Origin of the sequence: Herbidospora galbida (genome assembly GCF_005233835.1) — a bacterium.
In the GTDB taxonomy this organism is placed as follows: domain Bacteria; phylum Actinomycetota; class Actinomycetes; order Streptosporangiales; family Streptosporangiaceae; genus Herbidospora; species Herbidospora galbida.
Genome location: NZ_SZQA01000023.1, coordinates 71,257 through 94,037, shown reverse-complemented (window position 1 = coordinate 94,037; position 22,781 = coordinate 71,257). Strand labels below are relative to the sequence as shown.

23 protein-coding genes are annotated in these 22,781 nt (G+C 71.1%); 8 read left to right on the top strand and 15 right to left on the bottom strand.

Going from position 1 to position 22,781, the window contains the following annotated elements:
• Positions 1-11 precede the first annotated feature (11 nt).
• Positions 12-1,337, top strand: coding sequence for an aminopeptidase P family protein (locus FDA94_RS23120; protein ID WP_137249175.1), 1,326 nt, complete (start codon positions 12-14; stop codon positions 1,335-1,337).
• On the opposite strand, the gene FDA94_RS23115 is transcribed toward FDA94_RS23120, so the two are convergent.
• A complete protein-coding gene (locus FDA94_RS23115; RefSeq protein ID WP_170991081.1) occupies positions 1,331-1,987 on the bottom strand; it encodes a L,D-transpeptidase family protein in 657 nt (218 codons plus the stop codon). The genes FDA94_RS23120 and FDA94_RS23115 overlap by 7 nt on opposite strands.
• A gap of 96 nt (positions 1,988-2,083) precedes the next feature.
• Here FDA94_RS23115 and FDA94_RS23110 point away from each other — a divergent pair, with 96 nt between their 5' ends.
• A complete protein-coding gene (locus FDA94_RS23110; protein WP_137249173.1) occupies positions 2,084-2,722 on the top strand; it encodes a 4'-phosphopantetheinyl transferase family protein in 639 nt (212 codons plus the stop codon).
• Here the strand turns inward: FDA94_RS23110 and FDA94_RS23105 are convergent.
• The gene (locus tag FDA94_RS23105; RefSeq protein WP_212735454.1) at positions 2,719-3,657 is read right to left on the bottom strand and encodes a cation diffusion facilitator family transporter; all 939 of its coding nucleotides are present in this window, start codon (positions 3,655-3,657) and stop codon (positions 2,719-2,721) included. The two genes, FDA94_RS23110 and FDA94_RS23105, sit on opposite strands and share 4 nt — an antisense overlap.
• A gap of 60 nt (positions 3,658-3,717) precedes the next feature.
• On the opposite strand from FDA94_RS23105, the gene FDA94_RS23100 reads away from it, so the two are divergent.
• The 5 genes from FDA94_RS23100 (at position 3,718) to FDA94_RS23080 (ending at position 8,797) form a co-directional block, all read left to right on the top strand.
• Positions 3,718-4,173 carry a MarR family winged helix-turn-helix transcriptional regulator gene (locus FDA94_RS23100; RefSeq protein WP_137249171.1) on the top strand — a complete coding sequence of 152 codons (456 nt, stop codon included), beginning with the start codon at positions 3,718-3,720 and terminating at the stop codon, positions 4,171-4,173.
• Positions 4,174-4,198: 25 nt separating this feature from the next.
• Positions 4,199-4,837: an LppX_LprAFG lipoprotein gene (locus tag FDA94_RS23095; protein ID WP_137249170.1), complete on the top strand. Its 639-nt coding sequence runs from the start codon at positions 4,199-4,201 to the stop codon at positions 4,835-4,837.
• A gap of 22 nt (positions 4,838-4,859) precedes the next feature.
• Positions 4,860-6,353, top strand: coding sequence for an MFS transporter (locus FDA94_RS23090; protein ID WP_246060105.1), 1,494 nt, complete (start codon positions 4,860-4,862; stop codon positions 6,351-6,353).
• A gap of 147 nt (positions 6,354-6,500) precedes the next feature.
• Positions 6,501-6,953 (top strand): DUF6220 domain-containing protein, encoded by a 453-nt coding sequence (locus FDA94_RS23085; protein ID WP_137249169.1) that lies wholly within the window; start codon positions 6,501-6,503, stop codon positions 6,951-6,953.
• Positions 6,950-8,797, top strand: a complete 1,848-nt coding sequence (locus FDA94_RS23080) for a multicopper oxidase family protein (RefSeq protein WP_137249168.1) — start codon at positions 6,950-6,952, stop codon at positions 8,795-8,797. Before FDA94_RS23085 ends, FDA94_RS23080 begins: the two co-directional genes overlap by 4 nt.
• Here the strand turns inward: FDA94_RS23080 and FDA94_RS23075 are convergent.
• The 13 genes from FDA94_RS23075 to FDA94_RS23015 form a co-directional block, all read right to left on the bottom strand.
• The gene (locus FDA94_RS23075; protein WP_137249167.1) at positions 8,794-9,441 is read right to left on the bottom strand and encodes a response regulator transcription factor; all 648 of its coding nucleotides are present in this window, start codon (positions 9,439-9,441) and stop codon (positions 8,794-8,796) included. The genes FDA94_RS23080 and FDA94_RS23075 overlap by 4 nt on opposite strands.
• On the bottom strand, positions 9,432-10,679 hold the full coding sequence (locus tag FDA94_RS23070) for a sensor histidine kinase (protein ID WP_137249166.1): 1,248 nt from the start codon (positions 10,677-10,679) through the stop codon (positions 9,432-9,434). The genes FDA94_RS23075 and FDA94_RS23070 overlap by 10 nt, the downstream gene beginning before the upstream one ends.
• Positions 10,680-10,815: 136 nt before the next feature.
• Entirely contained in the window at positions 10,816-12,222 is a 1,407-nt protein-coding gene (gene der, locus FDA94_RS23065; protein ID WP_083950127.1) for a ribosome biogenesis GTPase Der, read from the bottom strand.
• Between the two features lie 16 nt (positions 12,223-12,238).
• Positions 12,239-12,916 (bottom strand): (d)CMP kinase, encoded by a 678-nt coding sequence (gene cmk, locus FDA94_RS23060; protein WP_246060104.1) that lies wholly within the window; start codon positions 12,914-12,916, stop codon positions 12,239-12,241.
• A 65-nt stretch (positions 12,917-12,981) separates the two neighbouring features.
• Positions 12,982-14,070, bottom strand: a complete 1,089-nt coding sequence (locus tag FDA94_RS23055; protein WP_137249165.1) for a prephenate dehydrogenase — start codon at positions 14,068-14,070, stop codon at positions 12,982-12,984.
• A gap of 16 nt (positions 14,071-14,086) precedes the next feature.
• On the bottom strand, positions 14,087-14,446 hold the full coding sequence (aroH, locus tag FDA94_RS23050) for a chorismate mutase (RefSeq protein WP_137249164.1): 360 nt from the start codon (positions 14,444-14,446) through the stop codon (positions 14,087-14,089).
• Positions 14,447-14,478: 32 nt separating this feature from the next.
• Positions 14,479-16,350 (bottom strand): pseudouridine synthase, encoded by a 1,872-nt coding sequence (locus tag FDA94_RS23045; RefSeq protein ID WP_137249163.1) that lies wholly within the window; start codon positions 16,348-16,350, stop codon positions 14,479-14,481.
• Positions 16,347-16,889 carry an SMC-Scp complex subunit ScpB gene (scpB, locus tag FDA94_RS23040; protein ID WP_137249162.1) on the bottom strand — a complete coding sequence of 181 codons (543 nt, stop codon included), beginning with the start codon at positions 16,887-16,889 and terminating at the stop codon, positions 16,347-16,349. Before scpB ends, FDA94_RS23045 begins: the two co-directional genes overlap by 4 nt.
• Positions 16,882-17,718, bottom strand: coding sequence for a segregation and condensation protein A (locus FDA94_RS23035; protein ID WP_137249161.1), 837 nt, complete (start codon positions 17,716-17,718; stop codon positions 16,882-16,884). Before FDA94_RS23035 ends, scpB begins: the two co-directional genes overlap by 8 nt.
• Before the next feature lie 26 nt (positions 17,719-17,744).
• Entirely contained in the window at positions 17,745-18,635 is an 891-nt protein-coding gene (locus tag FDA94_RS23030; protein WP_062432285.1) for a ParA family protein, read from the bottom strand.
• A gap of 103 nt (positions 18,636-18,738) precedes the next feature.
• Positions 18,739-19,656: a site-specific tyrosine recombinase XerD gene (gene xerD, locus FDA94_RS23025; protein WP_137249160.1), complete on the bottom strand. Its 918-nt coding sequence runs from the start codon at positions 19,654-19,656 to the stop codon at positions 18,739-18,741.
• 15 nt (positions 19,657-19,671) lie between these two features.
• Complete coding sequence (locus FDA94_RS23020; protein WP_246060103.1) at positions 19,672-20,283, bottom strand: NUDIX domain-containing protein; 612 nt, start codon at positions 20,281-20,283, stop codon at positions 19,672-19,674.
• The gene (locus tag FDA94_RS23015; RefSeq protein ID WP_137249159.1) at positions 20,280-21,941 is read right to left on the bottom strand and encodes a CTP synthase; all 1,662 of its coding nucleotides are present in this window, start codon (positions 21,939-21,941) and stop codon (positions 20,280-20,282) included. The genes FDA94_RS23020 and FDA94_RS23015 overlap by 4 nt, the downstream gene beginning before the upstream one ends.
• 142 nt (positions 21,942-22,083) lie before the next feature.
• Between FDA94_RS23015 and FDA94_RS23010 the strand changes: the two genes are divergently transcribed.
• The gene (locus FDA94_RS23010; RefSeq protein WP_246060102.1) at positions 22,084-22,746 is read left to right on the top strand and encodes an acyltransferase; all 663 of its coding nucleotides are present in this window, start codon (positions 22,084-22,086) and stop codon (positions 22,744-22,746) included.
• The last annotated feature ends 35 nt before the right edge of the window (positions 22,747-22,781 follow it).

Genomic DNA, 22,781 nt, shown 5'->3' with positions numbered 1-22,781 from the left:
CATGCAAGGTCATGACGACCGAGAACACCGGTTCCCATGACCTTCCGATCACGCCGGAGCTGGCCGCGTTCATGACGACGGGCTGGGCCGACACGCGCCACGACGATCTGCCGCAGCTGCCCGTGGCGGCGTACACGCGGAAGCGGAGGGCCCGGCTGGCCCAGCGGTTCCCCGGTGAGCGGCTGGTGATCCCGGCCGGCGACCTGAAGGTCCGCAGCAACGACAGCGACTACCGGTTCCGGGCGCACAGCGCGTACACCTATCTGACCGGCGCGCAGGAGCCCGCCGACGTGCTGGTGATCGAGCCGTCCGGCGAGGCCGTGCTCTACCTGCGGCCCCGGTCGCCCCGGTTGGAGGGCGAGGAGTTCTACCGCGACCGGCGGTTCGGGGAGTTCTGGGTGGGCCGCCGTCCCGACCTCCGGGAGGCCGGTTCCCTGTACGGCCTGGACACCGCCCACATCGACGACTTCCGCCCCGGCGGCCGGACCCTCGACCAGGACGACGAGCTCACGTCCTACCTGTCGGAGATGCGGCTGGTCAAGGACGAGCACGAGATCGCCGAGCTCCAGCACGCCGTCGACGCGACCGCGCGGGGCTTCGAGGACGTCGTCCGCGCCCTCCCCCAGGCGCTCGCGCACCCCCGGGGCGAGCGCTACGTCGAGGGGATCTTCGGCCTGCGGTCGCGGCTGGAGGGCAACGCGACCGGTTACGACTCGATCGTGGCCTCGGGCGCGCACGCCTGCGTGCTCCACTGGATCCGCAACGACGGGCCCCTCAACCCCGCCGACCTGCTGCTCCTCGACGCGGGGGTGGAGACCGACGGCCTCTACACCGCCGACGTCACCCGCACCTTCCCGCTGTCGGGCCGCTTCTCACCCGTCCAGCGCCAGGTCTACGAGCTCGTGTACGAGGCCCAGAACGCCGCCATCGCCACCCTGCGGCCGGGGGCCCGCTTCCGCGACTTCCACCTGGCCGCGATGCGCGTGATCGCCGACGGGCTGGCCGGGTGGGGCCTCAGGTCCGACTTCGAGACGGGTCTCTACCGCCGCTACACGTTGTGCAGCAGCGGCCACATGCTGGGCCTGGACGTCCACGACTGCGCCAGGGCCCGCGCCGAGACCTACCTCGACGGCGTGCTCGAAGAGGGCATGGTGCTGACCGTCGAACCCGGCCTCTACCTGCAGCCCGACGACCTGACGCTGCCGCCGGAGCTGCGCGGCGTCGGGGTGCGGATCGAGGACGACCTGGTGATCACCGCCGACGGCGCCCGCCTCATGTCCGGCGCGCTCCCCCGATCGCCCGACGACGTCGAGGCGTGGCTGGAGGGGCTTCAGTAGATCCACACCTTCCCGCCGATCGGCAGGCTGCCGGTCTTCCAGAGCCAGTTCATGGCCTCGTACGACACCCGGACGCACCCGTGCGAGGCCGGCTTCGGCGGGACGTACCCCGACCCGTGGATGGCGTAGCCGCCGTGGAAGTACTTGGGCCGGTAGAGCAGGCCCAGCGGCGACTTCTCCATCTTGTCGACCTGCCGCTGCACGGTGAACACGCCCCGGGGCGTGGTGGCGATCTTGCCGCCGCCGTACGGCTTGCCGTTCCCGCTGGAGGTGTTGAAGACCTTCACCACCTTGCCGCCCCTGACGACCATCATCAGCTGCCGCCGCAGGTCGACCTCGACGAGGTTCCCGCTGGTGCTGCGCGCGACCGGCACCCAGCCCCGGCGGATCTTCCGGTCGACCTCCTCGCTCCAGCGGGCGGTCGTCTTCAGCCCGTTGACCTTCTGCACGGCGAACATCGCCTGCGCCAGGTCGGGCCCGTAGTAGCCGTTCCACGGCCCGGTGAAGTACCCCAGAGCGGACAGATCCTTCTGCAGCCGCCGGTTCGCCGCGCTCGTCGTGCCCGGCTTCGGGACGTCGGTCTGGTGACGCTGCGTGACCTTGTACGGCCCCCGATCGGCGTGCGCCGCGACCGCCGGCGCCACACCCACAGCGGCTCCCACCAGCACAACCAGACATTTCGAACGGCTCATTGCTTACCCCCCGTAGTTCACTTGATCGACATATACCTCCAATACGCTGAGGTGATGCGCGCCCCTCTGGCCGTCGCCGGTTACACCGACGAAGTCCTGGACGCCGTCGGCGGGACGCTCACGAAGACCGAGCGGGCCCGCGCCGACCGGTTCACCCGGGAGCAGGACCGGCTCGATTTCGTGGCCGCCCACCTGCTGGTCCGTTACTGCGCGGCGAAGATCCTCGACATGCGCGCCTGCGTGCTCACCCTCGAACAGCGCTGCGACCGCTGCGGCCGCCCGCACGGCCGCCCCTTCATCACCGAGGCGCCCGAGCTGTCGGTCAGCCTCGCCCACACCGCCGGGTACGTCACCGCCGCCGCCGGACCTGGGAAGGTCGGCGTGGACGCCGAGCACGCGACCGGCGGCCAGGCCGACGAGAACCTGGTCTCGCTGGCCCTCACGCCGGCCGAGGCCGGGCTGGTCGGGATGGACAACCGGCGGCTGATCCGCCAGTGGGTGCGCAAGGAGGCGCTGGTCAAGCGGGGCGAGCTGGCCCTCGACCGGCTACGGGACGCCGACCTGTCGAAGCTGCCGTTCGACGGGCGTACACACGAATGGGAAGGCCGTCACCTGGTCGAGTGGACCGCCGGGACCGTGATCGCCACCGCGATCTTCGACGAGCCGGGCGAACTCCAGCTCATCGGCGGCTAGAAGCGGTCTTCGGCCGAGGAGGTCGGGTCGAGGAACACCTCGCGGATCTCCGGGAACTCGCCTCGCAGCCGCCGCTCCACCTCGGCCGACGCCGATTCGAGCGCGGCCCCGGTCGCCTCGTCGACGAAGTCGATGCGCGCCGCGACCAGGATCCGGTTGGGCCCGATGACCACGGTCAGCAGCTCGACCACGCGCTCGACCTCGGGCAGGACCTCCAGGTGGGCGAGGATCCGCCGCTCCAGCGTGACCGACGCCGACCGGTTCAGCAGCAGGCCGGCGTTGGCCCTGATCAGGGTGACCGCCACGAACAGCAGCAGCAGGCCGATCGCGACCGACCCGGCGCCGTCCCACGCGGTGTTCCCGGTCAGCTGGGTCAGGCCGAGGCCGGCGAACGCGATCACGATCCCGGTCAGCGCCGCGCCGTCTTCGAGCACGACGGCCTTCATCATCGTGTCGGAGGTCCGTTTGAGCAGCGCGAACGGCCGCGTCTCCCACCGCGTGGCCGACTGGCGCAGCTGCCGCAGCCCTTGGTACATCGAGACGCTCTCAAGGACGAACGAGACCGCGAGCACGATGTAGGCGAGGGTGAAGTCGGTCAGCTCCTCGCCGTCGAAGATCGTGTGGAACCCGTGGGTGATCGAGAACCCGGCCCCGACCACGAGGGTGAAGCACGCCGCCATCAACGCCCAGAGGAACGCGGCGTTGCCGTAGCCGAGGGGATGAGCCCGGTCGGCGGGCCGCTCGCCGCGCTTGATCGCGGTGAAGAGCAGAACCTCGGTGACCGTGTCGGCGGCGCTGTGCGCGGCCTCCGACAGCATGGACGCCGACCCGCCCACCACCCCCGCCACCAACTTGGCGACCGCGATGGCGAGATTGGCCCCACCTGCGACGACGACGGTCAGGAGGGAGTCACCGCCATCCGTTCTGTCGTTCATGTTCGACATCGTGTCATGCTCCCGTGTACGGCGGTGACAGACGATCTTTAGACTGGAGGGATGGCAGACCCCCGCTGGCTGACGGCCGACGAGCAGAGAGCCTGGAGGGCCCATCTCACGGCCCACCGGCTCCTCACCCACCGCCTCGACCGCGAGTTGCAGGAACACGGGCTGTCGTTCAACGACTACGAGATCCTGGTCAACCTGTCGGAGAGCCCCGACCACCGGATGCGGATGAGCGACCTGGCCGACGCCACGGTCCAGTCGCGCAGCCGCCTGTCGCACCAGATCTCCCGCATGGAGCAGGCGGGCCTGGTGACCAGGGAACTGTGCGAAGACGACCGGCGTGGCACGTTCGCGGTCCTCACCCCTCTTGGCTACCACACGATCGAACGTGTCGCCCCCGACCATGTGGCCGGGGTGCGCGCCCACTTCATCGATCTGCTGAACCCCGACCAGATCCGGGAGGTCGAAGAGATCTACACACCCGTCGTGGCACATCTCCAGGGGCGGTAGCGCCCGGGCGGCTAGCATCCCTGGCGTGAGAAGAATCCTGTGCTTGGCGGCCTTGGTGGCCTTTGTCACGGCCTGCTCCTCCGCGACGACCGAGGGCGGCCTCCCCGCGGCGCCCGACGTCCTGAAGAAGTCGGCGGCGGCGATGGGCGCCGTCAAGACGGTGTCCTTCTCCCTGACGACCGAGGGCAACCCGCCGATCCCCGTGAAGACCGCCGAGGGCGACCTGACCCGCGAGGGCGACGCCAGGGGCAAGCTCCAGATCATGATCGGGGCGCTCCAGGAGCTGGAGTTCGTCCTGGCGGGCGACGCCGTCTACATCAAGGGCCCGACGGGCGGCTTCCAGAAGTCGATGTCCCGGGCCCAGCTGGCGGCGCTCTACGACCCGAGCGCGGTGGTGACGGCGGTCCCGACCCTGCTGTCGTCGGCGAAGGGCGCGACGATCGAGGGCGAGCAGAACGGGGTCTACACGGTCAAGGTGACCCTGCCGGGCGAGCCGCTGAAGAAGATCGTGCCCGGCGTGACGGGCGACCTTCCGGGGACCCTGATGATCGACAAGGCGACGAGCCGCGTGACGGCCATCGACCTGCCCCTGAACGGCGGCACGGTCAAGGTCGCCCTCACCGACTACGACGCCCCGGTGACGATCGAACCCCCGGCGGTCTGATTCAGCGGTTAACCTCGGCCTCGTGGAGTCTGTGGAGGAGCAGTCCCGGGTCGTGACGGCGGCGCGGGCGAACCGGCGCGTCGTCCTCGGGGTCACCGGGGCCGCCGTGCTGCTGGCCGCGCTCGACGCCTATGTCGTGGTCACCGTTCTGGTCGACATCGCGGCGTCGGCGAACGTACCCGTCAACCGGCTCGAGCGGGTCACGCCGGTGGTCACCGGGTTCCTGCTCGGCTACGTCGCCGCGATGCCCCTCCTCGGGCAGTTCTCCGACCGCTTCGGGCGTCGGGCGGTCATCCAGGTCTGCCTGGCCGGGTTCGCCCTCGGGTCGCTGATCACCGCGCTGGCCGCCTCAGTCCCGCTGCTGACCGCCGGGCGGGCCATCCAGGGCATCGCGGGCGGCGCCCTGCTGCCGATCACCATGGCCCTCATCGGCGATCTCTGGGACGCCCGCAGGCGGCCCACCGCCCTGGGCGCGGTCGGGGCGGCGCAGGAGCTCGGGGCGGTCCTGGGGCCCCTCTACGGCGCGGGGCTCGCGGTCGTGCAGGTCGGGTTCCTCGACGGATGGCGCACGATCTTCTGGATCAACCTCCCGCTGACCGCGCTGGCGGCGGTGGCGGTGCATCGCTACGTACCGGCCGGAACCCGGACCGCCACCAAGGTCGACGTGCCGGGCGGGGTGCTGCTGGCCCTGGGGCTCGGGCTGCTCGTGGCCGGGCTCTACAACCCCGAGCCCGGCGAGCGGGTGCTGCCCTCGTGGGGAGTCCCCGCGGTCGTGGCGGGGGCGGTCGTGCTGGTGGTGTTCGTCGCCTGGGAGCTGCGCACCCGCACCCGCATCCTCGACCTCACCGGCATCCGCAAACGGCCGGTGTTCGCCACGCTGGCCGTCAGCTTCCTGGCCGGGGCGGCGCTGCTGGTGACGCTGGTCGACGTGCAGCTGGTGGCGCAGACGCTCCTGGGCGCCGACGCGACCGGCGGGGCGCTGGTGCTCACGCGGTTCCTGGTCGCGCTGGCCGTCGCCGCGTTCGCGGGGGGCGCGCTGGCGCGCAGGTTCGGCGACCGTCCGGTCACCGTGGCGGGCATGGTCGTCGCGACCGCCGGTTACGTGCTGATCAGCCGGTGGCCGGTGGTGCCGGGCGCGCTGTCGATCAACGTCGACCTCGTCGTCGCCGGGCTGGGGCTGGGGCTGGTCATCGCGCCGGTCAGCTCGGCCATCCTGAAGACCATTCCGGCCGCGCAGCACGGCGTCGCCTCGGCCGCCGTCGTGGTCGCCCGGATGATGGGCATGCTGCTCGGGGTGGCGGCGCTGTCGGCCTACGGGTTCCACCGGTTCCAGACGCTCACCGCCGACCTCGACACCCCCCTGCCGTTCGGGGTCTCGCCCGAGGCGTACCAGAAGCAGCTCGAGGTCTACACCCAGGCGGTGCAGGCGGCGCTGCACACCGAATACTCGGAGATCTTCCTCATCACCGCGGTGCTCTGCGGCATCGGGGCCGTGGTCGCGGTCGCGATGGAGTAGGGGGATACTCAAGCCACCTCGACAGAGCGGGACGAGGATCACAGAAGGCCGTGATCCCGGGCGTTCAGGACGCCGGTCCCATGTGCTCGGGACACCCCTTGGCCCACAGTTGGCGCCAGCGACACCACTCTGTCTGGGGGATCCCACATGCGTAAGGTCTTCTTCGGCTTCACGGTGATCATGTTCATCTCCGTGATCGCCCAGTTCTACTTCGCGACGTTCGGCGCCTTCGAGCGGCCCGCGCCCGCCTTCGGCGCCGAGGACGCCGCGATCATGCCGCACATCCTCAACGGCACGATGGTCCTGCCGATCCTGTCGATCCTGACCACGATCGTGGCCGCCGTCGCCAAGGCCGGGGGCCGGCTCATCCTGCTGTCGATCACGCCGCTGCTGCTGATCGTCGTCCAGCTGTTCGTGATCTTCGAGATCGCCGGGCTGCTGGGCGCCACGACCGACAGCACCAGCACCGCGAGCCTGGTCGTGCTCGGCTTCCACGCCCTCGACGGCGTGGCGATCCTGTGGGCGTCGGTCGTGCTGATGAAGAAGGCCCGCGACCTGACCAAGGCCGCGGCGCCCGCGCCCCAGGCCGCCGTCGCGTGACCACCGCGCTCGCCGGCGGCCTCGACCAGATCGTGCTGGTCGTCGCCGCCGTGCTGTGGCCCGCCGCGGCCGGATTCGCGTTCGCCGCGTTCCGGCCGCCGCACGACCCGCGGTTCCACCTGGCCGCCCTGGCGCTGAGCGCCGGGGCGGTCGTCGTGAGCGGGGTGCGGGTGGCGCTGACGGTCCGGCTCATGCAGGCGGGCTGGTGGTTCGTCGCCGAGAAGGTGCTGCTGGCCCTGCCGCTGCTGCTCGTCCCGATGGTGTACGCCCTCACGACCACCGTCCCCGCCCTCCTGCGGCGGGAACGGGACCTGCGGAGGGCCTACCCGCTGATCCTGACCGCGATCGGCGCGATCGCCGGGGTGGCCTGCGACGTGGTCGTCTCCTACCCGGTGACCCCGTCGTCGGCGCTGGTCGTGATGCTGGTCGGGGGCGGCGCGGCAGCACTGGCATGGCGGCTGGTCGCGCGCGGGGGCGGCGACCGGTGGCGGATCGCCGGGTTCGCGGTGGCGCTGACCGGCGTCGTGTGGGCGATCACGGGCAGCTTCTCCGGCGCCCCGATGCACGCGGGCCACGACACCGCCGCCGGCGGCGTCTCCGTGGCCTCCCTGCGCGGCCCCGCCGACCCCGGCGCGCGGAAATACACCCTGACGGCCAAGGCGTCGAGCCTGACCGTGGGCGGCCGGACGGTGGAGACCTGGTCGTTCAACGGCCAGAACCCCGGCCCGACGCTGCGGGTCAGGCAGGGCGAGACGCTCGAGGTGACGCTGCGCAACGAACTGCCCGGCGACCAGGGCGTGACGATCCACTGGCACGGCTACGACCTGCCCGCCGGGGAGGACGGCGTGCCCGGCGTCACCCAGGACGCCGTCAAGCCCGGGGGCGAGCACGTCTACCGCTTCAGAGCCGACGATCCCGGCACCTACTGGTACCACTCGCACCAGAACTCCAGCATCGCCGTGGCCAAGGGCCTGTTCGGGCTGCTGATCGTGGAGCCCGCCGAAGGCGACCACACGGTGGCGATCCATTCGTACGGCAACGTCCAGACCCTGGCCTTCGACGACCAGCCCCCCACCGACCGCCGGGTCGCGGCCGACATCCCGCCCGGCACCCCGGTCCGGCTGCGGATCGCCGACACCGACAGCGTGCCGGTGACCCTGGGCCTGTCGGGCGTGGACTTCCGGCTGGCCTCCGTCGACGCCCGCGACGTCGCCGGCGCCACGCCGCTGCGAGACCGGCGGATCAAGCTCGCCGCGGGCGGCCGCTACGACCTGGCCTTCACCATGCCCGACGGCCCGGTCATGCTGAGCGTCGAGGGCCATCCGGGCCTGGCGCTGAACGGCCAGACCGCGCCCGCGACGGGCGACCTGCTCGACGTCACCCGCTACGGCACGCTGCCCGAGCTCCGCGAGGAGTTCGACCAGGAGATCGTCTGGGTCCTCGACAAGACGTTCGCCATGGTCGACGGGGTGCCGAGGCTGGCCCACACGGTCAACGGGAAGGGCTATCCGAACATCCCGACCCCGATCGTGCGCGAGGGCGAACGCGTCAAGATCACGATCGTGAACCGTTCGGGCGACCTGCACCCGATGCACCCGCACGGCCACCACGTCGAGGTCCTGTCGCGCGACGGCCGGGCCGCCAACGGGATGCTCGTCGACACCTTCGACGTCGAACCGGGCGAGGTCTGGGTCGTCGCGCTGACGGCCGACAACCCCGGCCTGTGGATGTCCCACTGCCACGACCTGGCCCACGCCGTCCAGGGGATGGAGTTCCACGTGGCGTACGAGGGGATCACTACCCCCTACGACATCGGCGGGCCGACGGGGAACCACCCGGCCTAGGACCGGAGGAAGGCCAGCACCGCCAGCACCCGGCGGTGCTGGTCGGCGTCGTCGGCGTACAGGCCGAGCTTGGCGAAGATCGAGCGGATGTGCTTCTCCACCGCGCCCTCGCTCACCACCAGGTGACGCCCGATCGCCGGGTTGGAGCGGCCCTCGGCCATCAGGCCGAGCACCTCGCGCTCCCGGGGCGTCAGCAGGGCCACCGGGTCGTCGCGCCGCCGCCGGACCATCAGCTGGGAGATGACCTGCGGGTCGAAGACGGTGCCGCCGGAGGCGACTCCGCGCAGCCCGGCCATGAACTCCTCGACGTCGACGACGCGGTCTTTCAGCAGGTACCCGACCCCGCCCCGGGCGTCGGCGAGCAGGTCGTCGGCGTAGGACACCTCGACGTACTGCGACAGGATGAGGACCGGCGCCCCGGGCACCTCCTTGCGGGCCGCCACGGCGGCGCGCAGGCCCTCGTCGGTGAAGGTCGGCGGCATCCGCACGTCGACCACGGACACGTCAGGCCGATGCGCCGCGACGGCGGACACGAGCTCATCGCCCGTCCCCACCGTCGCGACCACCTCACAGCCGAACTCTTCGAGGAGGCGTACCAGACCCTCCCGGATGAGCACGGCGTCGTCGGCCACCACTACCCGCACGGAACCTCCGCCACAATCAGGGTCGGTCCCCCGGCGGGGGACTTCACGGACAATTCGCCGTCGACCGCGCGCAGCCGGTCGGCCAGACCGGACAGCCCGTGGCCCTTGGCGACGTGCGCACCGCCGACTCCGTCGTCGCCGATGGTCAGCAGCAGCGAGTCACCCGTGCGGTCGAGCATGACCCGGCACAGGGTGGCCCGGCTGTGCTTGGCCACGTTGGTGAGCGCCTCGGCGGTGACGAAGTAGACGGTGTTCTCGACCAGCGCCGCGAACCGCTCCTCGATCCGGACGTCGAGCTCGACCGGCACGGTGCAGCGGGCCGCCAGCGCCGACAGCGCCGGGTTGAGCCCCCGGTCGGCCAGGATCGGCGGGGCGATCCCCCGTGACAGGGCCCGCAGCTCGTCGAGCGTCTCGCGGGTGGCGGTGATCGCCTGCCCGATCGTCGTCGAGGCGGCCGCGGCGTCGCGCTCCAGCAGCCGCTGGGCCCGCGACAGCTCCATCGCCAGGTGGACGAGCCGCTGCTGCGGGCCGTCGTGGATGTCGCGCTCAAGGCGGCGCAGCGCGTCGGCCTCGGCGTGGGCGGCGGCGTGCCGGCCCTCGGTGAGGTCGTCGATGCGGCCCTGCAGCTCGGCCATGCCGCTGAGCATCGTCCGGCTCAGGTTGGCCTGCAACGTGGCCATGAAGCGGATCACCGGGAAGATCACCAACGCCGAGAGCAGGCCCATGACCAGGTAGAACGTGGCGTTGGTGAGGTAGCCACCGTCGAAGCCCAGCAGCTCGGGCAGCTCCTGGTTGCCCGGGATCCGGCTGGTGAACCAGCCCCAGAGGGGGTAGGTCAGCCCGCCCAGCACCAGCCCCCACATCGTGACCGACAGGCAGAACGTGACGATCGCGATCGGGAACACGATGATCAGGTGCAGCGCGTCGAGCCACGACTGGGGAGTCATGAGCGGGTTGACCAGCCGGCGGACCCAGCCGGCGTCCGCCGGAGAGGCGGGGTAGCGCGGACGGTGCACCGGCCGGTCGAGGACCAGCGCGATGCGACCCCGCTCGATGTCGCCGAACAGGCGGGCGATGAGCAGGGTGACGGCGATGACGGCCACCCCGACGCCGACGACGAGGGTCCCGGCCCCGGCCGAGAGCCCGGCGACCATCAGGCAGAACGCGACCGTCGCCAGGGGGAAGCCCAGCATCAGGTAGCCGGTGTCGGCGGCCAGGCGGCGCAGATGTGTTCTCATGCCCATCAACTTAGAAATCGGCGGCACTCCTCACGATCCCGCGTACACCCGACCGATGGTAGGGCTGGCACCACCATCACAGGCCCCTGAAACCGGCACGGGCCGCGCCCGGAGGCGCGGCCCGTGCAGAACGGTCCTACTTCTTGCGCTTCTCCCTGATCTTCATGGTGACCTCGATCGGGGAACCCTCGAAGCCGAACTCCTCGCGCAGCCGCCGCTCGATGAAGCGCCGGTAGGTCTCCTCGAGGAACCCGGAGGTGAACAGGACGAACTTCGGCGGCTCGGTCGCGGCCTGCGTCGCGAACAGGATCTTCGGCTGCTTGCCGCCGCGGACCGGCGGCGGCGTGGCCTGCACCAGCTCGGTGAGGAACTGGTTGAGCCGCGCGGTCGGCACCCGGGTCGTCCACGAGTCGATCGCCCGCTCCAGCGCCGGGACCAGCTTCTCGACGTGGCGACCGGTCTTGGCGGAGATGTTCACGCGCAGCGCCCACGGGGTGCGGACGAGCTGGCGCTCGATCTCCTTCTCCAGGTAGTAGCGCCGGTCTTCGTCGACCAGGTCCCACTTGTTGAAGGCCACGACCATGGCCCGGCCCGACTCGATGACCAGCCCGATGATGCGCAGGTCCTGCTCGGTCAGCACCTCGGAGGCGTCGATCAGCACGATCGCGACCTCGGCCCGCTCCAGCGCGGCGCGGGTGCGCATGGCGGCGTAGAAGTCGGCGCCCTTGAGCTCGCGGTCGCGCCGCCGGATGCCGGCGGTGTCGATGAAGCGCCAGGGCACCCCGCCGAGCTCGATCAGCTCGTCGACCGGGTCACGGGTGGTGCCGGCCATCGGGTCGACCAGCACCCGCTCCTCGCCGGCGACCCGGTTGAGCAGCGACGACTTGCCCACGTTGGGCTTGCCGAGCAGGGCCACGCGGCGCGGGCCGCGCTGCTCGCCGAACTTCAGCGGCGGGGTCTCGGGCAGCGCGTCGAGCACCACGTCGAGCAGGTCGCCGCTGGAGCGGCCGTGCAGGGCCGACACCGGGTAGGGCTGCCCAAGGCCGAGCGACCACAGTTCGTTGGCCTCCAGCTCCTGGAGCTGGTTGTCGACCTTGTTCGCGGCCAACACGACCGGTTTGCCCGCCTTGCGGAGCACCCCGCCGACGGCCTCGTCGGAGTCGGTGATGCCGACCGTGGCGTCGACCACGAACAGGATCACGTCGGCCAGCTCGGCCGCCACCTGCGCCTGCTCGGCGATCTTCAGGGCCATGCCGGTGGCGTCGGGGTCCCACCCGCCGGTGTCGACCAGCGTGAACCGGCGTCCCCTCCAGTTGGCGTCGTAGGTGACCCGGTCGCGGGTCACGCCGGGAACGTCTTCCACGACCGCCTCCCGGCGGCCGATGATGCGGTTGACCAGGGTCGACTTGCCCACGTTGGGGCGACCCACCACCGCCACGACGGGCAGCGGACCCGAATCGGGCTCGTCGTCGTGGCCTCCCTCGACATCGAGGGTGGCCAGTTCGGCCTCGATCCAGCCGTCGTCGTCGTACTCCGCGCTCATCGCGGCATTCCTCCTGTCAGCGCGCCTCGATCGGGGCGCGCTCCTTCACGAGCCGCAGGATCTCGGCGATCACCTCGTCGAGCCCCAGCTCAGTGGTGTCGACCTCGACCGCGTCGGCGGCCATGGTCAGCGGGTCGGCCTTGCGGGTGGAGTCGAGCGTGTCGCGGCGGGCCATGTCGGCCACCTGCGCCTCGACGGTCGACCCGCTCAGCTCGGCGTTGCGCCGGCGCGCGCGGGCCTCGGCGCTGGCGGTCAGGTAGATCTTGACGGGGGCGTGGGGGGCGACGACGGTGCCGATGTCCCGGCCTTCGACGACCATGCCCTCGGGGGTTCCGGCGATCAGCTCTCGCTGGAGGGCGACCAGATGGGCGCGTACTTCGGGGACCGCGGCGACGGCCGAGACGGCGCCGGTCACGGTCGCCTCCCGGATCGGGCCGTTGACGTCGATCCCGTCGATCGTGACGCCGGAGTTCTCGGGGTCGGTGGACATCTCCAGCACCGGCTCGGTGGCCCGCGCCGCGATGGTCTCGGCGTCGGCCAGGTCGATGCCCTGGTCGAGCACCCACCAGGTGACCGCCCGGTACATCGCCCCCGTGTCGAGATAGCGCAGGCCCAGCGCGCGGGCCACCCCGCGAGACGCGCTCGACTTGCCCGACCCCGAAGGCCCGTCCATGGCGACGACCAGACCCGGCACGGTCCACTCCCCTGTTCTCGTATGTGTTGCGACCTCAGAAAGGCTACCGGCCCGTGGAGGACGGCTCAGCCCTGCAGCTGCCAGCCCTGCGCCCGCAGCGCGGTCGCGAAGGTCTCGGCCGCCTCCGGCTGCACCGACAGCTCCACCGCGCCCAGGGGAAGCCCGGGCACGTGCTCCAGCCGCACGTCCTCGATGCTGACCCCGGCCTGCTCGGCCACCTGGAACAGCCGCGCCAGCTCGCCGGGACGGTCGCCGATGACCACCTGGACCACCGCGTAGGTGCGCGCGGGCCCGCCGTGCTTGCCGGGGATGCGGCCGGTGCCGGTCACGCCCCGCCGGAGCAGGTCGGTGACCTCGTCCATCGGGGTGCCGTCGATCGCGAACTCGCGCAGCGACTGCGCCGCCAGCTTCAGGTCGGCCGCGACCGCCTCCAGGACCTCCGCCACCGGGGTGGCGTTCCCGGACAGGATCCCCGTCCACAGACCGGGATCGCCGGCCGCGATGCGGGTCACGTCGCGGACGCCCTGGCCGCTGAGGCCGAGCGCCGTGTCGGGGGCCTCGGCCAGCCGGGCGGCCACCGCCGCCGCCGTCACGTGCGGCGCGTGCGAGATCACCGCCACGGCCCGGTCGTGCTCCTCGGGCCCGACGGTGACGGCGTTGGCCCCGCAGAGCGCGACGAGCTCGGACACGGCCTCCCGTGCGCGCGGACCCGACTCGATCGTCGGGCACAGCGCCCACGGGCGGCCGAGGAACAGGTCGGCGCGGGCCGCCCCGGGGCCGGACTTCTCCCGCCCCGCCAGCGGATGACCCGCGACGAAGACCGACAGGTCGCACCCGAGCACGGCCGCCTGCGCGATCGGCAGCGCCTTCACGCTGGCCACGTCGGTGTAGAACCGGGCGGCCTCGTTCTTCTGCAGTTCGAGCAGCTGGTCGGCAACGAACTGCGGGGGCACCGCGATGACCGCGACGTCGGCCCGCTCGGCGCCGTCCCAGGGTTCACCGGCGCCCAGTTCGCTGGCCAGCCGTACGGCCCCCGGGTCGCGGTCGGTCAGCAGCACCCTGATGTCACGGCGGCGCAGCGCCAGCGCCAGCGACGTGCCGATGAGGCCCGTGCCGACGACCAGAGCACTGCTGAGTGAGCCACCCTCGGTCATGGATTTCCTCGGTGATCTATTGAGCGATGTCGACCCGCAGCGCGACCGCGCCGCGCAGGTAGACGTGGTGGATCTCCTGGCGCGGGCGGTCGACGGCGATGTGGGCCATCAACCGCACCACGCGGGGCAGCGCGCCCGGAACGCCGATCTCCGACGCGCAGAGCAGCGGCACGTCGTGGAAGCCCAGCTTACGTGCGGCCAGAGCGGGGAACTCGGCGGTCAGGTCGGGTGTCGCGGTGAAGATCACGCTGATCACCTCGTCGGTGGTGAGCCGGTTTCGCTCCATCACTTCGGTGACCAGCTCGGTCGTTCCCGTGATGATCGACTCACGGTCGTTCCCGTCAACCTGGATCGCGCCGCGGACCGCCCTGACCATATGCCTGACTCCTATCTGATCGTCCGCAAAGGCTACAGCTTGACCGATGCGTAGAGCTCGCCGACTTCGTGCAGGCTGAGCGCGCGGATCGTGCCCGGCTTGAGCCGGCCGAGCTTGACCGGCCCGAACTCGATGCGAGCCAAGTCGATCACGCGGTGCCCGGTCTCCTCCAGGAGGCGCCGCACGATGTGCTTGCGTCCCTCGTGCAGCACGACCTCGACGAGCGCCTGCTGACCGTGCTCCTGCACGACGGTGAACGAGTCGACCTTGGCCAGCCCGTCTTCCAGCTCGATGCCCTTGCGCAGCGTCCGGTGCAGGTCGCGCGGGATCGGGCCGGGCACCTTCGCCCAGTACTTCTTCGGCACCCCGTAGCTGGGGTGGGTCAGCCGGTGGGCCAGCTCGCCGTCGTTGGTGAGCAGCAGCAGCCCCTCGGTCTCGGTGTCGAGCCGCCCGACGTGGAACAGCCGGGGGGCCAGTTCCTGGACGTAGTCGGCCAGGCACGGCCGGCCCTCCGGGTCCTCCATCGTGGAGACGACGCCGATGGGCTTGTTGAGGGCGTAGTAGACGAGGTCGGGCGCGGTCGGGATGCGCTTCCCGTCGACGTGGATGATCTGCTTGGCCGGGTCGACCCGCGCCCCGAACCGCCGGACCACCTGGCCGTCGACGGTGACGCGACCCTCACCGATCATGTCCTCGCACGCGCGCCGCGAGGCGACGCCCGCCTGGGCGAGCACCTTCTGCAGCCGCTCGCCGCCGGGGATCTCGGTGGTGTCGCGCTCGTCGGTGTAGCCGGGCTCCCAGAAGTCGGGGTCCCGCTTCGGCTGGGCCGCCGTCTTGAAAGGCTGCGCGGCCGCTTTGGGCCGGGCCGGCTTCCCGACGGTCTGTACGTCGTCACGACGCCCGCCCCGGTCGGCGCGCATCGGCCGGTCGGCCTTGCCGAACCTGGCCCTGGTGCCCTTGGCGGCGGGGTTGCCCCGATCGTCGCGGGACTCGAAGGACCGCTCGGAGCGGCCGGGGTTGTCGTCCCGGAACGACCGCTCGGGCCGCACCGGCCGGTCGCCGTAGGACCCACCGGCCCGCTGCGGCCGGTCGCCGTAGGACCCGCCGGCCCGCTGCGGCCGGTCGCCGTAGGACCCACCGGCCCGCTGCGGCCGGTCACCGTAGGAACCGCCGGACCGCTGCGGCCGATCGCCGCCGGAAGGACGGTCGTCACGGAAGGAACGCTGAGGGCGGTCGCCACCGGAGGACCGCTGCGGCCGGTCACCGTAAGAACGGGCCGGGCGGTCATCGCCGTAGGAACGGGCCGGGCGGTCACCGTAGGAACGGGCGGGACGGTCATCGCCGCTGGACCGCTGCGGGCGGTCACCGTAGGAACGGGCCGGGCGGTCATCGCCATAGGACCGCTGCGGGCGGTCGCCGTAAGAGCGGGCGGGACGGTCATCGCCGCTGGACCGCTGCGGCCGGTCACCGTAAGAACGGGCGGGACGGTCACCGCCATAGGACCGCTGCGGCCGGTCACCGTAAGAACGGGCCGGACGGTCATCGCCGCTGGGCCGCTGCGGCCGGTCGCCGTAGGAACGGGCCGGGCGGTCGTCGCCGTAGGACCGCTGCGGGCGGTCGCCGTAGGAGCCGGAGCGGGGGCTGTCGTCGCGGGAAGAACGCTGCGGCCGGTCGTCGCGCGATCCGTAACTCCTGTCGCCGCGCGGGGCGCGGTCGTCGCGGGGGCGGAAGTCGCGACCGCCGCGGTCGTCGCGGGAGCCGGAGCCGCCGCCCGACGAGCCGCCGCCGAATCCGCCGCGCTTGGCGGGCCCGCCCGAGCCGGCGCCGCGGGAGCCTGAGCGGCCCGCGCGGAAGGAGTTGCCTCGACCGCGTCCATCACCGGACGGGGTGCTGCGCTTGTTCACTTGGGTTGCTCCTCAAGGGTGTCAACGTCGTCGGGGAGGAAGGGCGCCAGTTCGGGGAGCTCCGACAGCTCCCGCAGGCCCAGCCTCTCCAGGAAGTAGCTGGTGGTCCGGTAGAGCACGGCCTGGCTCTCCGGGTCGGTCCCGGCCTCTTCGACGAGGCCGCGGGCGGCGAGCGTGCGCATGACGCCGTCGCTGTTGACGCCGCGGATCGCCGCCACCCGGGCCCGGCTGACGGGCTGCCGGTAGGCGACCACGGCGAGGGTCTCCAGGGCGGCCTGGGTCAGCCGCGCCTGCTGGCCGTCGCGCACGAACCGCTCCACCAGGGGAGCGCATTCGGCGCGCGTGTAGAGGCGCCATCCTCCGGCGACCTCTCTCAGATCAAAACCCCTCCCGGCGGAGGTGTATTCCGCCGACAGGTCGCGCAGGGCGGCCGCGACCTCGGCGGTGGGCCGTTCGAGCACCTGCGCGAGAGTGATCTCGGCGACGGGTTCGTCGACGACGAGCAGGATGGCCTCAAGGCCCATCGTGAGCTCAGTCATCGCCCTCTCCCTGTCGCGTCTCGTCGTAGTCGTCGCCGACGAGCACGGTGCCGTCGGCGGTTCCGGTCCAGGTCACGTACAGGTCCCCCAGCGGCTCGGCCTGCTCGAAGGAGACCGCCGCCTCGCGGAACAACTCCAGAACGGCGAGGAACCTCGCCACCACTTCGAAAGGGCCGGTGCAGTCGGAGGTCAGCGCCCGGAATGTCGCGGTGCCCGCCCGGCGCAACCGCTCGACCAGGATAGCGGCCTGTTCGCGTACCGAGGCGAGCGGTTGGTACATGTGCGTGACGGAAACCGTCGGCGGCAGCTTCGGGGTGAACGCCCGGCGGGCGATCTCGGCCAGCCGGTCGGGCCCGATCCCGAGCACCAGCTCGGGCAGCAGGTTGGCGAACGCGGGCTCCAGCGGCACCAGGCGCGGGAACCGCAGCGCCTCGTCGGCCATCCGGCCGGCGAAGATCTTCGCCACCTCCTTGTACGCCCGGTACTGCAGCAACCGGGCGAACAGCAGGTCACGGGCCTCCAGGAGGGCGAGGTCCTCTTCGTCCTCCACCTCGCCCGTCGGCAGCAGCCGGGCCGCCTTGAGGTCGAGCAGGGTGGCCGCGACCAGCAGGAAGTGGCTGGTCTGGTCGAGGTCCCATTCGGGCCCGCGCGAGCGGATGTAGGCGATGAACTCGTCGGTGACCTTGCTGAGCGAGACCTCGGTGATGTCGAGCTTGTGCTTGGCGATCAGCCCGAGCAGCAGGTCGAAGGGCCCCTCGAACACCTCAAGGTGGACGTGGAACCCGACCTGCTCCTCTTCCGGCGTCGCGGTGGTCTCCGGCTCGGTCACCGAGCCATTGTGCCGTGTACTGGAGATCAGAGGCGCGCGGGCCAGCGGGCCAGCACCTCGCGGGCCAGCTCGCGGTAGGCGGTGGCGCCCATCGAACCCGGGTCGAACTGGGTGATCGGCTCACCGGCCAGGGTGGCGTCGGGGAAGCGCACGGTCCGGTTGATGACCGTGTGGAAGACCTTGTCGCCGAACCCCTGCATGATCGTCGCCAGCACCTCGCGGGCGTGGAGGGTGCGGGGGTCGTACATGGTGGCGAGGAGGCCGTCTATCTCGAGGTTCTTGTTGAGGCGTTCCTGGACCTTGGAGATCGACTCCATCAGCAGGGCCACGCCGCGCAGCGCGAAGAACTCGCACTCCAGGGGGATCATGACGCTGTGGGCGCAGGTCAGCGCGTTGACCGTCAGCAGGCCCAGCGAGGGCTGGCAGTCGATCAGGCAGATGTCGTAGTAGGGAAGCAGGGGCTCCAGGCTGCGCTGAAGCGCGTATTCCCGGGCGACCTCGTTGACCAGCCGGATCTCCGCGCCGGACAGGAAGATGTTGCTGGGGAGCAGGTCCATCCCCTCGACGCTGGTGCCGAGCAGCACGTCTTCGGCGGTGACGTCGGGCTCCTCCATGAGGAGGTCGTAGATCGTCGTCTCGAGCGGGCGGGGGTCGATGCCCAGGCCCACCGACAGGGCGCCCTGCGGGTCGAAGTCGACCAGCAGCACCTTCTGCCCGACCTCGGCTAACGCGGCCCCGAGGTTGATCGTGGTGGTCGTCTTGCCGACGCCGCCCTTCTGGTTCACCATGGCGACGACCCGCGCCGGGCCGTGGTTCTCGGGCACGGGCGGCTCGGGGAAGACGGGGCGGGGGCGCCCGGTCGGACCCAGGGCACCCGGGTTCCCCGCGGTCCACGTCTCGTCTGTGGTCGCAGTCACCTGTTGAACCTCCCTGACGGTCCCGAATCGGACCGAATCTAGAGGGTAGTCACGTATGCGGCAAGGCGCCGCGCCCAAGCAAAGCCAGGGTAATGGAACTGAATCACCTGCGGGCACGGGGATGCGCGGCGGCGTACACCTCTCGGAGCCGGTCGACCGTCACCAGCGTGTAGACCTGGGTGGTGGTCACCGAGGCGTGGCCGAGCAGCTCCTGGACCACCCTAACGTCCGCCCCGCCGTCGAGAAGGTGGGTTGCGAACGAATGGCGCAGCATGTGCGGCGACACTCCCGACAGACCGGCCCGCTCGGCGGCCGACTGCAGGACCTCCCAGGCGCCCTGACGGGTCAGCCGGCCGCCCCGGGCGTTCAGGAACAGAGCGGGCGTTCCCCGGCCGTGAGAGGCGATCTGGGGACGCGCACGGACGAGATAGGCGTCGAGGGCTGACCGGGCGTACCGGCCGAGGGGGACGATCCTGGTCGTCCCGCCCTTGCCCCGCAGAACCACCTGTGAGGCCGTGGCGATGTCGTCGACGGCCAGGCCCACCGCTTCGGAGATGCGGGCGCCGGTTCCGTACAGGACCTCCAGAAGGGCCCTGTTCCGGAACGTCAGGGGAGACTCGTCGGGACCCGAGGCGGCGATGAGGCGCTCGACGTCGTCGACGGTGATCGCCTTCGGGAGCCGGCGCAGCGTGCGCGGGGGGCGCACCTGGTTGGCCGGGTCGTGCCCCGAGACGCCCTCGCGCAGCGCGAACCGGTGGAGCCCCCTGACGGCCGAGACGGCCCTGGCCGCCGAACTGGCGACCAGGGCCGGATGATCGTCGTCGCCCTCCCGCAGCGCGGCCAGGAAGGCCACCACATCCGACTCGGCGACCTGGCCGATGGAGGCCAGGCCGCGCGAAGTCAGATGGTCGACGTAACGACGCAGGTCACGGCGGTATGAGGCCAGCGTGTTCGCCGAAAGGCCACGCTCCACCGCCAGGTGGGCGAGGTAGCTGGTGAGTACGGCTTCCGGCGAGCTCAGCGTAGGTCCCCTGGTTCAGGCCTCCGGCGCGCTCGCGGCCCGCAGGCCCTTGTAGTCGTCGGAGGATGCGGCGTACGCGGCGAGAATACCGGCGATGGCGGGGGAATTGTGGATCATTCCGGCCAGCGCCTTCTCTACCGCTTCGTCCAGAGGTACCCATTCCACCGGCATGTCGATCTCTTCGTGATGCCGGACGTAGGTGTTCTCTTCGTCAGGGATCCTTTCCAGATCCCTGGCCAGGAAGACGCGGATGCGCTCGTCGCTCATGCCGGGCGAGGTGTAGAGGTCGACCAGCGTGTGCCAGGTCGCGGCCCGGTATCCGGCCTCCTCGGCCAGCTCGCGCGCCGCGCAGTCGACCAGCGGCTCCCCCGGCACGTCGCGGATGCCCGCCGGGAGCTCCCACAGCAGTCTCTGTACGGGGTGACGGTACTGCCGCAGCAGCAGCACCCGGCCGGCGTCGTCGACCGCGGCCACGGCCACCGAGCCGGGGTGCCTGACGTAGTCGCGGTCGGCGGTCTCCCCGCCCGGCATCACGACGGTGTCGGTCACGGCCGAGATGATCCGGGCCGAGAACCGCTCGCGCGACGCGGTGACCTCCCACGTCTCGCGCGCGTCGGCCACGGTCACTTGGCCTTCACCGCCTTGGCGCGGCCCTCGGCGTGCGCGATCGAGGCCGCGATCAGGCCCCGGAACAGCGGGTGCGCCCGGGTCGGGCGCGAGCGGAACTCGGGGTGGGCCTGCGTGCCGATGAAGAAGGGGTGCAGGTCGGAGGCGAGCTCGGCGTACTCGACCAGGCGGCCGTCGGGCGACAGGCCCGAGAAGACCACGCCGACCTTCTCCAGGCGCTCGCGGTAGGCGTTGTTGACCTCGTAGCGGTGGCGGTGCCGCTCGTCGGCCTTGGCCTTGCCGTAGAGCTGGCGGGCCAGCGAGCCCTCGCCGAGCTTGGCGGTGTACATACCCAGCCGCATCGTGCCGCCCATGTCGCGCTCGCCGGCGACGACGTCCTCCTGGTCGGCCATCGTCGAGATGACCGGGTGCTTGACGTCGGGGTCGAACTCGGCGCTGTTGGCCTCCTCGATGCCGGCCAGGTTGCGGGCCGCCTCGATGACCATGCCCTGCATGCCCAGGCAGATGCCGAGCAGGGGGATCTTGTTCTCGCGGGCGTGCCGGATCGCGCCGATCTTGCCCTCGATGCCGCGTACGCCGAAGCCGCCGGGGATGAGCACCCCGTCGACGCCGTCGAGCTCGCGGGCCGCCCCTTCCTGGGTCTGGCAGTCGTCGCTGGTCACCCACCGGATGTTCACGCGGGCGTCGTTGGCGAACCCGCCCGCGCGCAGGGCCTCGGTGACCGACAGGTAGGCGTCGGGCAGGTCGACGTACTTGCCGACCAGCGCGATGGTGGCCTCCTTGGACGGCTTGTGCACCCGCTTGAGGAGTTCGTCCCACTCCGTCCATTCGACGTCGCGGAACGGCAGGCCCAGGCGGCGCACGACGTAGGCGTCGAGGCCCTCGGCGTGCAGCACCTTGGGGATGTCGTAGATCGAGGGGGCGTCGATGGCCGAGACCACCGCGTCCTCGTCGACGTCGCACATCAGGCTGATCTTGCGCTTGAGCGAGGTCGTGATCGGCCGGTCGGACCGGCACACGATCGCGTCGGGCTGGATGCCGATGCTGCGCAGGGCGGCCACGGAGTGCTGGGTCGGCTTGGTCTTCAGCTCGCCGCTGGGCCCGATGTAGGGCAGCAGCGAGACGTGCAGGAAGAAGACGTTGTCGCGGCCCACCTCGTGGCGCACCTGGCGTACGGCCTCCAGGAAGGGCAGCGACTCGATGTCGCCGACGGTCCCGCCGACCTCGGTGATGACGACGTCGACGTCGGGGCCCGCCATGCCGCGGATGCGGTCTTTGATCTCGTTGGTGATGTGCGGGATCACCTGGACGGTGTCACCGAGGTACTCCCCGCGCCGCTCTTTGGCGATCACGTTGGAGTAGACCTGCCCGGTCGTCACGTTCGCCGAACCGTGCAGTTCGGTGTCGAGGAAGCGTTCATAATGGCCGACGTCGAGGTCGGTCTCCGCTCCGTCGTCGGTGACGAAAACTTCACCGTGCTGGAACGGATTCATCGTTCCGGGGTCGACGTTCAGGTAAGGGTCGAGTTTCTGCATCGTCACGCGAAGGCCACGGAGCTTGAGCAGCCGGCCGAGACTCGAGGCCGTGAGGCCCTTGCCGAGGCTGGAGGCGACGCCGCCGGTGACGAACAGATGTTTGGTGCTAACGGCGTTGCGCAAGGGGTCTCCCGTGGTCCGAAAAAGTGTCGGCCATGTCCACGGGCTTCGAGCCTATCAAATCCTGGTGTCCCCAGCTCACCCACGTGCGGGAACCCGCCATAGGCGGGGATTTCACAAGAAGGTAACTTGATCCGTTATGTCGATGCGGCAACGGTTGATGGGCCGTCTGATCCACCGGATGTGGGCGTACATCCGGAGGGCCGGGGCCCTCACCCCCCTCTCCCCCGCCGGTTACCGGTTCCGCAAGCTGGGCGACGGCGTCTGCATCGCCTTCCCGGTGGGGGCCATCTTCGGCGAGCAGTGGATCGAGATCGGCGACCACACCCTCATCGGCGAACGCGTCTCCATCTCGGCCGGGATGGGCCCGGGCGTGGACCTCGGCCCCGACTCCCTCGTCCGGATCGGCGGCTCCTGCTCCATCGGCCGCGGCAGCCACATCGTCGGCCACCAGTCGATCGACATCGGCGACCACGTCTTCACCGGCCCGTACGTCTACATCACCGACCAGAACCACGTCTACGACGACCCGTCGATCCCGGTCGGACGCCAGTGGCCGCGTAACAATCCGGTCAGCATCGGCGAGGGCTCCTGGCTCGGGACGGGGGCCATCGTCCTGCCCGGCACGAAGATCGGCCGGCAGTGCGTCGTGGCCGGTGGGGCGGTGGTCAGGGGCGAGTTCCCCGACCACTGCGTGATCGCCGGAGTGCCCGCCAAGATCGTGCGGCAGTACTCCCCCGAGGAGGGCTGGGTGGCGCCGGAAGTCCGGTTGATGCGGATCGCGGGAAGTTCCGGGGATATTTCGTAATAGTGGGTCGTTGTCCCCTCGAAGGGAGGTCGATC